Below are 13,905 nucleotides of genomic sequence, written 5' to 3' on the forward strand. Positions count from 1 at the left end.
CTGTCGCAAAAAATCAGGTAGCTGCTTTTATAACCGCAAACACGCGGCGCTGGCAAGCCTTCCAATCGAAGAACGCGGGAATCCCGCATCGCCGGCCCGTGCAATCGCAAACCCAGCCCGAAGCGACGCGGAAAGCCCGCATCGAAAACATTAAACCGTGCCGCCCACCGTCATTTTTTCGATGCGCAACGTCGGTTGCCCAACGCCCACCGGCACGCTCTGGCCTTCCTTGCCGCACACGCCGACGCCCGTATCCAGCGACATGTCGTTACCGATCATCGTCACGTATTTGAGCGATTCCGGTCCGCTGCCGATCAAGGTCGCGCCCTTCACCGGATACGTGATCTTGCCGTCCTCGATCATGTACGCCTCGGACGCCGAAAACACGAACTTGCCGTTGGTGATATCCACCTGACCGCCGCCGAAATTCACCGCGTACAAGCCTTTCTTCACCGAAGCTAGAATCTCCTTCGGGTCCTTGTCGCCGTTGAGCATGTACGTGTTGGTCATGCGCGGCATCGGCAGGGCGGCGTAGGATTCGCGGCGCGCGTTGCCCGTCACGGGCATTTTCATCAAACGCGCGTTGAGCGAATCCTGAATGTAGCCCTTGAGAATGCCGTCCTCGATCAGCGTCGTGCACTGCGTCGGATTGCCTTCGTCGTCGATGTTGAGCGAGCCGCGCCGATTCGGCAGCGTGCCGTCATCGACCACGGTCACGCCCTTCGCCGCGACCTGTTCGCCGATACGACCCGCGAACGCCGACGATCCCTTGCGGTTGAAGTCGCCTTCGAGCCCGTGCCCGATCGCTTCGTGCAGAAGCACGCCCGGCCAGCCCGGCCCGAGCACAACGGTCATGGCGCCTGCGGGAGCCGGACGCGCTTCCAGGTTCACCAGCGCCGCGTGCACCGCGTCGTCGACGTAGCGGTTCAGGATGTCGTCGGTGAAATAGCCGTAGTCGAAGCGTCCGCCACCGCCGCCCGTGCCGATCTCGCGGCGTCCGTTTTGCTCGGCGATCACCGTGACCGATACGCGCACGAGCGGTCGCACGTCGGCGGCGAGCGCGCCGTCGCTGCGCGCCACCAGCACGACGTCGTATTCACCGGCGAGCCCGGCCATGACTTGCGTGATGCGCGGATCGCGGCCGCGCGCCATCTGCTCGACGCGCTCCAGCAGCTTCACCTTCGCGTCGGAATCGAGCGAATGCAGCGGATCGGCGGGCAAATACAGATCGCGGCCCGACACGCCCGTGAGCGTGCTCGCCGACTTGATTTTGTGCTTGCCGCCGCCCGCCTTGGCGATCGCGCGTGTTGCGTGCGCCGCCTGGCGAATCGATTCGGGCGAGAGATCGTCGGAGTAGGCGAAAGCCGTGCGCTCGCCCGAGACGGCGCGCACGCCGACGCCCTGATCGATGCTGAAGCTGCCCGATTTGACGATGCCTTCTTCCAGACTCCACGCTTCGCTGCGCGTGGACTGGAAATAGAGGTCGGCGTAATCGACGCGATGCGTGAAAATTTCCGCAAGCGTACGCGTGATAAGCCCCTCGTCGAGGCCATACGGCGTAAGCAAAACGTCCTTCGCCGTGACCAGATTCCTAATGCCGGGTTCGATGATGTTCATGCGGTGCCTGTTGCGAGTTCGGTGATATTTCAGACCATTCTAATGGCTGACGGGGTTCGGTCATGTGCGGAGAAAAAATCGCGCTTTCAAGACCGTCGGAAAACCTATTTTCAAGATACTTGGCGCGCGCGTCTCAGCCGATCACGCGATGCCGATACGCCGGCAAGCTCTGTCGCACTGACGCAATGCGCGCCGGATCGATCTGGCCGGCCACGACGCCCGCGCCTTCGTCGCGCACGTCGATGATTTCGCCCCAAGGGTCGATCAGGATGCTGTGGCCGAAAGTGCGCCGGCCGTTTTCATGTTTGCCGCCTTGTGCCGCGGCGAGGACGTAGCACTGGTTTTCAATGGCGCGGGCGCGTAGCAAGATTTCCCAATGTGCCTTGCCGGTCGTGTAGGTGAACGCGGAGGGGACGACCATCAACGCGCAGTCGCCCATTTTTCGGTACAGCTCCGGGAATCGCAGGTCGTAGCACACCGAAAGGCCGACTCGTCCGAATGGCGCGTCGAAAGTCCGCACTTCGCTGCCGGGGCAGATGGTGCGCGCTTCGTCGAACGATTCCTCGCCTTTCTCGAAATTGAAAAGATGAATCTTGTCGTAGCGCCCAACTTGCTTGCCGGCGGGGTCGAACACGAGCGTGGTGTTTAGCACGCGATCCGGCTCCGCCGACTGCAACGGCAAAGTCCCGCCGATCACCCACACGCGATGCTCGCGCGCTGCATCGGACAAGAATTGCTGGATCGGACCCGCGCCCGGCGTCTCGCGAATGGCGAGTTTGTCGGTGTCCTTGAAGCCCATGTAGCAGAAGTATTCGGGCAGGAGCACGAGTTGGGCGCCGTCGCGCGCGGCTTCCGCGATCAGCCGGCCGGCTTCGGTCAGGTTGCGATCGCGGTCCGGCGCGCTGACCATCTGCAGCGCGGCGACGCGGAAATTCGCGCTTTCGCTCGATTTATCGTTCATATTTTTGTGCGCGTTTGCCAAAAAAGGTGACGAAAATAGGGCGGAACCCTGCCGCCTTCACGGAGCGACTGCTGGTACGGCAGCAGGGACAGCGGCGGCGGCAGGTGTTTCGATCTTACCCTGATCGCCCCGCAGGCGCTGAACGACGGGTTTGGACCAGGGACCGGTGATCGAATAGTCGAGTTCGAACGCCTTTTGAATGGACTTCGACAATGCGAGATCGGCGGCCAGCGCGCCCAGACCGAGCAGCGGATTGATGACCGCCGCGCCGATTGCGACCGCGCCCGCGCCGACGGTCGGTATGACCTTAACGTGCAAATCCTGCGTGCGTTGCGGCAGGTCGACGAGTCCTTGCATCTGCACGCGCGCGGGCGATGTGATCATCACCAGATCGTCCGTCCTCGCGATGCCCTGTTCGATATGCGCGTCGCCCGTGACTTTCTCGAACGGCAGTCCCTTGCCGACGACATCCTGAAAATGCAGCGTGAGCAGATTCGCAAGGCTGCGCAAGCTGAAGATGCCGAGCCATTTCGCGGCGCCGGGCGCGCGCAGAATTTGGCCGTGACGCAAATCGACAGCGACGTTGCCATCGAGCGAATTTGGATCGACTGTCGTCGGGCCGCCGTTCCACGCCGCGTGACCGGACACCGTGCCCGCGCCGTGATTGACCGTGCGCGGCAGACCGAAGCGGTCGATCAACTGACCGGCGTCGTTCACGTCGAGCTTGAAGTCGAGTGCCGTGCGGCGCGGAAGGGTGTCGTCGTTCGCGGGTTTCACGGCGGTCGAGACCACGCCGCCCGGCAGCGTGCGCCACGTCGCGTTTGCGGTGAGCGTGGCGTCGGGGTTCGCGAGTTCGAGCTTGTCGAGCGTCCAGACGGGCTGATCGGCGACGACTTCGTTATGCGCATCGACCTGAAGCCGGCCGAGATCGTGCTCGCGATATACGAGCTCGTTCACGATGAGATCGATCGCGGGCATGTTGCGCGGCGGCTTGCTCACGATGCGTTCGTCCGGCGCGTTCGTCGCCGCTATCTTCTCGGGAATGACCACTTTGTCGAGGCGCGCCTGCAATGCGCCCGGACTTCCCTTGAGCGCGCCCGGCGTGAACGCGAGCGTGCCCGTCACCTGATTCGACGCCACGTTCGCCTGCCATTTGCGATTCGCCGGCTCTTCGTTCGCGCCGATCCGCACGTTGTCCCAGCGGCGGTCGAGCAGCTTGAGCGTGGTGAAGTGGATGTCGGCACGCGTCGGGATGAACTGCCTGACCATATCGTTCATCGGTGGCGAGGCGGGCGCGGCTGTATCGGCCACGGGTAAAGCGCTCGCGGATGCGTTGATATCGGCGATGAACTTGCGCCACGCGTCGGCATCGAGCGTGTCCATATCGACGGATGCCGACACGCCTTCGGCGGGCAACGCCGCCGGCTTGTTCACGGCGATCGCGCCGCGCGCGACCTTCAGCCGGGCGCGCATGTTCATCGGCTCGGCGGGGTTCTGCGGATCGACCGTGACCTGCGCGCGGCCGATTTGCTGCAGCGAGTAATGCGCCTGCACGGACCCGAACGTGAGTTGCGCGTCATGCAGATCCGAAGGCCCGCCAGGCGCGGGCTGAAAGGTGAACGCGAACGGCATGGGCGTGCCCTTCGCCTTCCCGAACGGCGCGGGCAGATCGAAGCCGATGCCCGTCAGATCCGAACTCGCCTGCACGACGGGCAACGCGTTCTTCACGCCATGCACGTGCGCCTGATACGGCGCGGAACCGTCGATGCGCTTCAGGAACTGCGCGACCTGCGGCGTTATACACGTGTCCAGACGCTGTGCCGCGTCCGCGCCAATGCGCCCGTTCACATCGAACGTGTAGCTGCCGTCCGGTTGCACGCCGCCTTTCGCGCGCACGTCGCCGCCAAGCAGTTGCGCGTTCAGTCCTTCGAGCGTCACGGTCTTCGCCGCGAAATTCGCCTTGCCGCGCAGATGTTCGAGCGGCGGCAGATTGCCATAAGCGACTTCGTTGTCCGCGAACGTGAGCGAGCCTTTGTATTCGGTGCGAAGCGGCGGCGCGGGCGGCGGCGGCCGGAATCGCGGAATGCCGAGCGTGAGCGCGAGCGCGGCATCGCCTTTAGCTTGCAGCTTGCGCGTGGCGTGCTTGGCCATCAGGCCGAGCGAACTGTCGTCGACATACTGAAGCATGTCCGAGAGCGGTCCGCGTGCTTGCCCGTCGATCCACAGTTTCGATTCGCGGTCGCCGGTATCGTCGATTCGCCCGCTCAGATTCGATACCTTCACGCCACGATAATGTCCGCGCTCGACATCGAAGCGCAGTTTGTTTTGCGCGAGCTTGAACGTGCCGTCGATCCCGTCGAAACCCGGCCAGATGCTCGGCATGCCGTTGGCGAGTTTGCGCGGCGGGAACGGCGTCGGATCGAAACGGCCGCCGGTGAACGGCGCCTCGATGCGAAACACGCCCGCGTCCGGCGCCTTCGCATACGGGAACTTGGTGAGGTCGCCATGCACTTCGAGCACGCTGTTGCGCGCCACGCCCGCTTGCAGCGCATGCCCGAGATAGACGCGCACGCGTTCGTTGAGACTCGTCGGCAGATAGCGCACGAGCCTTGTGACCTGCATGTGCGCGATCTTCGCCTTGAGATCGAGATTGCCGCGCCCGTGGCCTTGATTCCAATATGAAGCGGTGACGTCGCCTTCGGCATCGGCGTTCTTCACACGCAGCGTGTCGAGGTGAATGGTGAATGCGCGGCGCAATTCGCCGGGCGCGATTTCATCGGCGACGGTCCAGGTTGCGTGGCCTTGCAGCGTATCGAAGGTCAGACGCGGATCATCGAACGCGCCGGGAATGGTGATGGCCGCATTTTTCGTATCGATGTCGATAGCGCCTTGCGCCTCGTTGGCATCGACATGACCCCACAGGTTTTCGATGCCCGGAATGCCCGCACGCGGATGGTTGTTCACGGTAAGTCCCGGCGGCGGTTCCTGCGCCTGCACGCTGATGCCCTGCAAGTCGGCCTTGAGCGTGAAGTGCAAGAGCTTGGCGTCGCCTTTTTCGTGCTGCTGCTTTACCTCTTCTTCATTGCGCGGCGCCGCGCGCTCCGTGTAAATCGAGTAGTTCGCAATCTGCCCGCGCGGATTGAAGCGCACGAGTTCGTTGAGCACCCGCGGCGGCACGGGCAGCGCCCGCACGAAGTCCGCGAGGATGCCGAGATCGACGTGATCGCCCGCGACGCGAAACATCAATCCCTTGCCAACCGATGCCGGCCGGTACGTGCCCGTGAGCGTATGCGCCGCCAGAAGACGCGCGACCGGCGTGCCGTCCGAGAGCGCGGGCTGACCGAGTTCGGCATGGATGTCGGACAGATTCAGCGTGTAGGCCGTGTCGTTCTTGTCGATGGTCCAGTCGAAGCGCGCAATCGGCAATTCGAGGCGCGGCTGCGTGGCGCGCACGCGCAGCGCGACGTTGCCGCCGTTCAGATCGCCGCCTGCCTTTTGCAACTGGCCGCGCGCGAAGTCCACCCAGATACGGTTTTCGACGCGGCCATCGTAGATCTGAAAAGGCAGCTTCACGTAGCGGCCGAGCGTCGGCAGGTCGAGCGGCCCGGTGGAAACGTAGAGACGTCCGGTCCAGTTCGCGGGTGCACCCATCGCGGTGAACGGCTCGTGGCGAAAGTCCGCGCGCACATCGAGCGGACCGTGCAGCACGTCGCCGTCGGCGGGTGCATCGAGTGCGAGCCGATGCCGCAAGCCGTCGTTGAGGATGGTCAGTTGCAGGCGCTTGAACGCCACTTCGGGCGCGTCGCGTTCGGCATCGCGCCAACGCAGCGTGCCGTCGCGCAGACGAATGCGGTCTTGTCCGAGCAGCCAGTTCGTGAACGCGCCAGAACCCGTGCGATGCGTGGGAATAGGCACGCCCGCCACGGTCAGTTCACCCTTGGCATTGCGCGCGACGATGACATCGGGACCATCGACGGTGAGATCGGCAAGCTTCGGCCGAAGATGCAGCAGCGAGCCCCACGCAATGCTCGCGCGCGCATGCGGCACCGCCACGCCGGGCGATCCGTCGGCGGCGTCGATACGCAGATTGTCGATCAGAAAGGTGGGTTGCGCACCCGCCATGACCGCCGTGATCCGGCCGATATGTAGCTGCGCGTGAATGCGCGAGGAGACGAGTTGCTCGATGCGCGGCCGGAACGAATCGACCTGCGGCAACACGATATAGCGCAGCGCGAGATAGATGCCCGCAACCGCGAAGTACACCACGGCTGCGAACACGAGAACGATTTTGAAGACGCGTGAAAGCACGCGCTCGGCGTTGCCGCTGGGCTGGGCTTGTCCAACTTCGGTCGGGTCGACGGATCGTCTGCTGTCGGACATGCTGCGGCTAGTCGGCGATATGGTAGTTTTGCGTGTTTGACGCTGCAATGTAACACAGGGAAAAGCGGGCAAGGCTTGGCCGCGCCGCTCTGGAAAAGTCTCTCGGAGCCGCTTCGGACAAGCCTCGCGGACCGTTGGTTCAAACCGCTTCGCTGCCGGTGTACGATCAGCATCTGTACCAAGCAACGAGCGAGCCTACCCTTTCATGACCGACGCGAAACTCCTCAGTTCCAGCTATTCCAACTACGCGTCGCGCGCCTATTCGGCGCGTCCGGAACTAGCCTCCGATGTCGCCCAGTGGGCAAGGACGCCGATCACGCGGCAATGGATCGAAGCGCGCCTCGACGCTCATTGCGTGCCGTGCGTCGAGACCGGCACGCTCGATGAAGCCGCGCTCAAGACGGCGTTGCGCCGCTTACGCATGGAGGTTTTCTGCACGGCGATGGAGCGCGATCTAGCGGGCACGGCGGATGTCGCCGAAGTCACCGGCGCAATGACGGATCTCGCCGAAGTAACGATCCAACGCGCCATCGCGGTACTCGCGGCCGACCTCGAAGCGCTCTTCGGCGAGCCGCGCTCACCCGAAGGCGAACGGCTTACGCTCGGCGTCGTCGGCATGGGCAAGCTTGGCGGGCGCGAACTGAACGCGTCGTCGGATATCGATCTGATCTTCGTTTATGAAGACGATGGCGAAACCGCCGGCGGCAAGCGCTCGCCGCTCTCGGTGCAGGAATTCTTCACACGGCTCGGGCGGCGCGTGATCGGCGCGCTCGCGGAGATGACGCAAGACGGCTACGTGTTTCGCGTCGACATGCGGTTGCGTCCCAACGGCGATTCGGGTCCGCTCGTGTGCAGTCTCGGCATGCTCGAAGAGTATTTCTATGTGCAAGGGCGGGAATGGGAACGCTACGCGTGGATCAAGGGGCGCGTCGTCTCGGAGACGAAGAGCGATGCCGCGCGCCGTCTCGTCAAACAACTCGAAGCCATTGCGACGCCTTTCATCTATCGGCGATACCTCGACTACGGCGTGATCGCCGCGATTCGCTCGCTGCATCTGCAGATTCGGCAGGAAGCGCGGCGGCGCGCGTCCATGCGCCCCGACAAGGCCGACGACATCAAGCTCGGACGCGGCGGTATCCGCGAGATCGAGTTCAGCGCGCAGGTTTTCCAGTTGATTCGCGGCGGACAGGCGGCGGATTTTCGCATTCGTCCGACGCTCAAGGTGCTCGAACGCGCCGCCGCGCACGGGCTGATCGCGCAGAACGTGTGCGACTCGCTCACCGACGCGTATCTGTTTCTGCGCACGGTGGAGCATCGGCTGCAGTATCGCAACGACGCGCAGACGCATGCCATGCCGGTTGCCGACGACGAGCGCGCGTTGCTCGCGGCATCGCTCGGATTTGCGAACTACGCCGCGTTGATGGACAAGCTCGATGCGCATCGCGAATTCGTCGAACAACAGTTCGATGCCATCTTCGCCGACAAGATCGGCGGTGAAAACGGCTGCGGCGTGTCGGACGATTCGGCTGCATCGTGGATCTGGAGCAGCGCGCTCGCCGACGATTCCGCGCAGGAAGAACTCGCCGGCCGTCTGTCCGAACTCGGCTTCGCGGACCCGGCGCCGGTGCTCGCGCGTCTAACGGGCGTGTGGAATTCCACGCGTTACGCGAGCCTGAACGAGCACAGCCGCGAGCGCTTCGACGTGGTCGCGCAGCGCGCGCTCGAAGTCGTGCAGTCGATCGATGCCGCGCGTCGCGGCGATGTGATCGCGCGGCTTTTCGACTTGCTCGAAGCCATCGGCAAACGCGGCGCGTATCTCGCGCTTCTGACTGAATATCCGGCGGCGCTCGAACGCGTGCTGTCCGTGTTGTCCGGCTCGCGCTGGGCGGCGGGTTATCTCATTCGCCATCCGCAATTGCTGGACGAGTTGCTCGATGACGAAGCCATTGCCAGCCCGTTCGACTGGGACGGGTTCAAGCGATCGCTGCTCGCCCGGCTTGCGGCAGCGGAGGACGCGGAGCATCAGATGGACTTGCTGCGTCACGCGCATCAGGCCGAAGTGTTCCGCATCCTGCTGATCGATCTGGCGGGACATCTGTCGGTGGAACATGTGAGCGACCGTCTGTCCGAACTCGCCGATGCCGTGCTCGACGTAACCGTGCAGACGGTTTGGCGGCAGTTTCCGAAGCGGCATCGCGATACGCCGCGCTTCTCCGTCATCGCGTATGGAAAGCTCGGCGGCAAGGAACTGGGTTATGCGTCCGATCTCGATCTGATCTTTCTTTACGACGATCCCGACGATTCGAACGACAGCGCCGCCGACGTTTACGCGATGTTCGCGCGCCGTCTCATCACGTGGCTCACGGCGGCGACCGGCGCGGGCACGCTGTTCGATGTGGACTTGCGTCTACGGCCAAACGGCGAATCGGGTTTGCTGGTGACGAGTCTGGAGTCGTTTCGCCGCTATCAGATTCGTGAAGGCGATGCCGCGAATACCGCGTGGGTCTGGGAGCATCAGGCGCTTTCGCGCGCTCGCTACAGCGCCGCCGACGCCGAGATCGGCGCGCAATTCGAAGCCATTCGCGCGGACGTGCTGGTGATGGAGCGCGATGCGGCATCGCTTGCCCGCGAAATCGTCGCGATGCGCGAGCGTGTGGCGGCGGGGCATCCCAATCGCAGCGAATTGTTCGACCTGAAGCACGATCGCGGCGGGATGGTGGATATCGAGTTCATCGTGCAGTACTGGGTGTTGCTGCACTCGCGCGAGCATCGCGAGTTCGTGCGCAATGCGGGCAATATCACCTTGCTCAAGATCGCGGCGCAGAGCGGGTTGATCAGCGCGGACGAAGCGGAAACGATTGGCGCGGTGTACCGGCACTACCGCAAGCTGCAGCACACGCTGCGGCTCGATGGAATGGAGAAGGCGCGCGTCGCGCCGGATGCGGTAAAGGGCGAAAGGGAAGCGGTGACGGCGTTGTGGAGACGCGTGTTCTCGATTGCCGAGTAAGGTGGAAGGCGGCGCAGCGTTTTTGCGCCGCCTCGTTCGCTCGCGCCTCAAGCCGCGAGCATCTCCTTTGCATGCTTGCGTGTCGTCGCCGTGATTTCGATTCCTCCAAGCATCCGCGCCACTTCTTCGATGCGTTTCGACTTGTCGAGCGGCGTCACCGTGCTGACCGTGCCGCCGGCATCGTCGGAAGTTTTCGCCACCTGGAAATGCTGATCGCCGCGCGCCGCGACTTGCGGCAAGTGCGTGACGCACAGCACTTGCCGGTCGCGTCCGAGTTGATGCAAGAGCCGTCCGACCACTTCTGCCACGCCGCCGCCAATGCCCGTATCCACTTCGTCGAAGATCAGCGTGGGCGTCGGGCTCGCGGTGCTCGCGATCACGGCGAGCGCGAGGCTGATGCGCGCGAGTTCGCCGCCCGATGCGACCTTCGCGAGCGGCCGTAACGCGACGCCAGCGTGGCCCGCCACGCGAAACTCGATCTGTTCCAGCCCGTTTGCGCCGCCTTCCGCGAGCGGCACGAGCGCGACTTCGAAGCTGCCGCCCGCCATCGACAATTCCTGCATGCCTTCGGTGACTGCCTTCGACAAAGTCTTGGCCGCTTTCGCGCGCGCCTTCGACAGCGCTTTTGCATCCGCGAGATAAGCGTCCTTCGCTTTCTCGGCGACGGCGTTGAGCGCGTCGAGGTCCGCAGCGGCATCGAGTTCGGCTAACTGGCTGCGGCGCGCTTCATGTTCCTCGGGCAGCGCTTCGGGCTGAAGGCGGAACTTGCGCGCCGTCGAGTGAAGCTGATCCATGCGACGCTCGACCTGCGCGAGCCGGTCGGGATCGAGTTCGAGGCGCTGCGCGTAGTGCGAAAGCGAGTACGACGCTTCCTGCAACTGAATCTCGGCGGGTTCGAGCGAGGCGAGCACGTCGCTCAACGCAGGATCGATATCGGCCAGATCGCGCAGCTTCGTGATGATGGCTGCGAGTTGGGAAATCATGGCTTCGTCGGATTCGGACAATGCGGACAGCGCGCTTTGCACGCCGTCGATGAGACTTGCCGAGTGCGAGAGCCGATGATGCTCCGCGCTCACTTCCTCCCATTCGCCCGGCTGCGGCGCGAGCTTGTCGAACTCGCTCAACTGCCATGCGAGACGCTCGCGTTCCAGTTGCAGTTCGCGGTCGCGGCTTTGCGCGGCTTCTACGGCCTGCTGGGCCTCGCGATACGCACGCCACGCGCGATTCACGGTGCTCGCTGTGTCGACGAGACCGGCGTGCGTGTCGAACAGTTCGCGTTGCGCGTCGGGGCGCATCAGCAATTGATGCGCGTGCTGGCCGTGGATGTCGACGAGCATTTCGCCCACTTCGCGCAGTTGCGTGAGCGTGGCCGGCGTGCCGTTGATGAACGCGCGCGAGCGGCCGCCGGAATCGATCACGCGGCGCAACATGACGGTGTCGCTGTCTTGCGAGAGCGCGTGCTCGTCCAGCCAGCGCGCCACTTGCGCGTGCGTGGTGAATTCAGCGGTGATGTCGGCGCGCGCTTCGCCCGTGCGCACGACGCTCGCGTCGGCGCGGGCGCCGAGCGTGAGCGCGAGGGCGTCGATCAGGATGGATTTGCCTGCGCCGGTTTCACCCGAAAAAACCGTGAAGCCGGAGTCGAACTCGATATCCAGCGCGGCAACGATGACGAAGTCCCGAATGGAGAGATGACGGAGCATGGACGCTTGGAAAGGGCGTGGTGAGCGCTTCAGAGGGCGGAGTCTTGCGAGGGATGCTCGTTCCAGTGCAGCTTTTTGCGCAACGTGGCGTACGTGCTGTAGCCGACCGGATGCAGCACCGGCACCGTGTGCCGTGAGCGCCGCACTTCGATGGCGTCGTTCAGCTCGACGGCCGTGAACGACTGCATGTCGAAGTTCACGTTGACATCGCGCCCGCCGATGAACTGAATGGTCACCTTGGAGTCGTCGGGCAGCACGATCGGACGGTTCGAGAGCGAATGCGGCGCAATCGGCACGAGCACGAAGCCCTGCAACTGCGGATGAAGAATCGGCCCCGCCGACGAAAGCGCGTAGGCGGTCGAGCCAGTGGGCGTCGCGACGATCAGACCATCCGAGCGCTGGTTGTACATGAAGTGGCCATCCACCGACACGCGCAGTTCCGCCATGCCTGAAAAGCCGCTGCGATTGACCACGACATCGTTGAAGGCGAGCGCGTGATAAATGGGCTTGTCGTTGCGCACGATACGCGCTTCGAGCAGGCTGCGTTCCTCGCGCTCGAACTGTCCGGCGAGCATCTGAGGCACGATCTCGCGCATCTCGGTGAGCGGGATGTCCGTGATGAAGCCGAGCCGCCCGTGATTCACGCCGATGAGCGGCGTCTTGTACGGCGCAAGTTGGCGGCCCACGCCGAGCATGGTGCCGTCGCCGCCCAGCACGACCGCCACGTCCGCGCGCGCGCCGATTTCGGCGACCGAGAGCGCCGGGTAATCGGTCACGCCGACATCCTTCGCGGTGCCGGCCTCGAACACGACCTCGAAACCCTGCTTCGAGATCAGCTCCGCGAGCAGGCGCAGCGGCGTCTCGATGCCGGGCGTATTGGTGCGCCCGATGAGCGCGACAGTCTTGAATTGGCCAATTTCCATGCCGGCATTACACCATAGGTGGAAGGCGAAAAGAACCGTGCGCGAAGGGTGGTTGCGATGCCACCCGATCACGCCGGGGCACGCCCGTTGTTTATCGCTAGAATGGAGCGGACATTGAATCGCTCGACAAGCGATTCATCGCGGCGGGTACGTTCGCCGCGCCACGACACGTTAGGCTAAAATTTCCCCATGCTAGACCCACGTGCACAAACCCTCCTCAAAACGCTGATCGAGCGCTACATCGCCGAAGGTCAGCCGGTCGGTTCGCGCACGTTATCACGGCATTCCGGCCTGGAGCTGAGTCCGGCGACCATTCGCAACGTGATGTCGGACCTGGAAGACCTCGGTCTCGTCGTCAGCCCGCACACGTCGGCGGGACGCATTCCCACGCCGCGCGGCTATCGACTCTTCGTCGACACCATGCTCACCGTGGAAGCGCCGCAAGACGAAGCCATGACCACCGCCGTCAAGACGCGCCTGCAAGGCGAGGAGCCGCAGAAGATCGTCGCGGCGGCGGCGAGCGTGCTGTCGAGTCTCTCGTCGTTCGCGGGCGTGATCCTCACGCCGCGCCGCAGTCACATGTTCAAGCAGATCGAATTCATGCGGCTGTCGGACAAGCGCATTCTGCTTATCATCGTGACGCCCGAAGGCGACGTGCAGAACCGCATGATGGCGACGCAGCGCGACTATTCGCCGTCGCAACTCACGGAAGCCTCCAACTACATCAACGCGCATTTCGCGGGCCTGTCCTTCGACGAAGTGCGTCTGCGGCTGCGTCAGGAAATCGACGAATTGCGCGGCGACATGACCGCGCTCATGCAGGCCGCCGTGGTCGCGAGCACCGCCGAAACCGATCCGGGCGAGACCGTGCTGATTTCCGGCGAGCGCAACCTGCTCGAAGTGGCGGACCTTTCGTCCGACATGGCGCGGCTGCGCAAGCTGTTCGATTTGTTCGACCAAAAGACGAGCCTCCTGCAATTGCTGGATGTTTCGAGTCACGCGCAGGGCGTGCAGATTTTCATCGGCGGGGAATCTAATCTGGTGCCGATCGAGGAAATGAGCGTCGTGACCGCGCCGTATGAAGTCAACGGCAAGATCGTCGGCACGCTCGGCGTGATTGGACCCACGCGCATGGCCTACAACCGCGTGATTCCCATTGTCGATATCACCGCACGCCTGTTGTCCATGTCGCTCAGTTCTCAATAGCTTTTCCTTCAGCCCATCATGCCGGCCCGCGCGCCGCGCCGCCACTAGGCCGTTCGGCCAATGATGCGGCGTGAAACGCGCCGCTATAATGGGTTTCACCTTTCGACCACT

At 63.7% G+C, this 13,905-nt stretch carries 7 protein-coding genes; 2 read left to right on the forward strand and 5 right to left on the reverse strand.

Translation table 11 applies throughout. The annotated features are described in order from the left end of the window. Window positions 1-150 precede the first annotated feature (150 nt). From tldD to NCR40_RS01765, 3 genes are all read right to left on the reverse strand, one after another. Window positions 151-1,617 (reverse strand): metalloprotease TldD, encoded by a 1,467-nt coding sequence (gene tldD / locus NCR40_RS01755; RefSeq protein ID WP_244827035.1) that lies wholly within the window; start codon window positions 1,615-1,617, stop codon window positions 151-153. A 133-nt stretch (window positions 1,618-1,750) separates the two neighbouring features. Next, a complete protein-coding gene (locus tag NCR40_RS01760; protein WP_250508573.1) occupies window positions 1,751-2,578 on the reverse strand; it encodes a carbon-nitrogen hydrolase family protein in 828 nt (275 codons plus the stop codon). Window positions 2,579-2,635: 57 nt separating this feature from the next. Continuing rightward, on the reverse strand, window positions 2,636-6,958 hold the full coding sequence (locus NCR40_RS01765; RefSeq protein WP_250508574.1) for a YhdP family phospholipid transporter: 4,323 nt from the start codon (window positions 6,956-6,958) through the stop codon (window positions 2,636-2,638). Window positions 6,959-7,163: 205 nt separating this feature from the next. Here NCR40_RS01765 and glnE point away from each other — a divergent pair, with 205 nt between their 5' ends. Beyond that, window positions 7,164-9,965, forward strand: coding sequence for a bifunctional [glutamate--ammonia ligase]-adenylyl-L-tyrosine phosphorylase/[glutamate--ammonia-ligase] adenylyltransferase (glnE, locus tag NCR40_RS01770; protein WP_250508575.1), 2,802 nt, complete (start codon window positions 7,164-7,166; stop codon window positions 9,963-9,965). Between the two features lie 47 nt (window positions 9,966-10,012). Here the strand turns inward: glnE and recN are convergent, their stop codons facing one another. Together recN and NCR40_RS01780 are read right to left on the reverse strand one after the other, a co-directional pair. Then, window positions 10,013-11,665 carry a DNA repair protein RecN gene (recN, locus tag NCR40_RS01775; RefSeq protein ID WP_250508576.1) on the reverse strand — a complete coding sequence of 551 codons (1,653 nt, stop codon included), beginning with the start codon at window positions 11,663-11,665 and terminating at the stop codon, window positions 10,013-10,015. A 29-nt stretch (window positions 11,666-11,694) separates the two neighbouring features. Continuing rightward, complete coding sequence (locus NCR40_RS01780) at window positions 11,695-12,588, reverse strand: NAD kinase (protein WP_244827040.1); 894 nt, start codon at window positions 12,586-12,588, stop codon at window positions 11,695-11,697. 189 nt (window positions 12,589-12,777) lie between these two features. Between NCR40_RS01780 and hrcA the strand changes: the two genes are divergently transcribed. Then, window positions 12,778-13,794: a heat-inducible transcriptional repressor HrcA gene (gene hrcA / locus NCR40_RS01785; protein WP_244827041.1), complete on the forward strand. Its 1,017-nt coding sequence runs from the start codon at window positions 12,778-12,780 to the stop codon at window positions 13,792-13,794. The last annotated feature ends 111 nt before the right edge of the window (window positions 13,795-13,905 follow it).

It is taken from the genome of Caballeronia sp. GACF4 (assembly GCF_023631025.1).
Classification (GTDB): Bacteria; Pseudomonadota; Gammaproteobacteria; order Burkholderiales; family Burkholderiaceae; genus Caballeronia.

What these genes read in the sequence shown, in the direction of transcription:
- tldD (WP_244827035.1), bottom strand. Translation starts at nt 1,617, where the DNA reads ATGAACATCATCGAACCCGGCATTAGGAATCTGGTCACGGCGAAGGAC.
- NCR40_RS01760 (WP_250508573.1), bottom strand. Translation starts at nt 2,578, where the DNA reads ATGAACGATAAATCGAGCGAAAGCGCGAATTTCCGCGTCGCCGCGCTG.
- NCR40_RS01765 (WP_250508574.1), bottom strand. Translation starts at nt 6,958, where the DNA reads ATGTCCGACAGCAGACGATCCGTCGACCCGACCGAAGTTGGACAAGCC.
- glnE (WP_250508575.1), top strand. Translation starts at nt 7,164, where the DNA reads ATGACCGACGCGAAACTCCTCAGTTCCAGCTATTCCAACTACGCGTCG.
- recN (WP_250508576.1), bottom strand. Translation starts at nt 11,665, where the DNA reads ATGCTCCGTCATCTCTCCATTCGGGACTTCGTCATCGTTGCCGCGCTG.
- NCR40_RS01780 (WP_244827040.1), bottom strand. Translation starts at nt 12,588, where the DNA reads ATGGAAATTGGCCAATTCAAGACTGTCGCGCTCATCGGGCGCACCAAT.
- hrcA (WP_244827041.1), top strand. Translation starts at nt 12,778, where the DNA reads ATGCTAGACCCACGTGCACAAACCCTCCTCAAAACGCTGATCGAGCGC.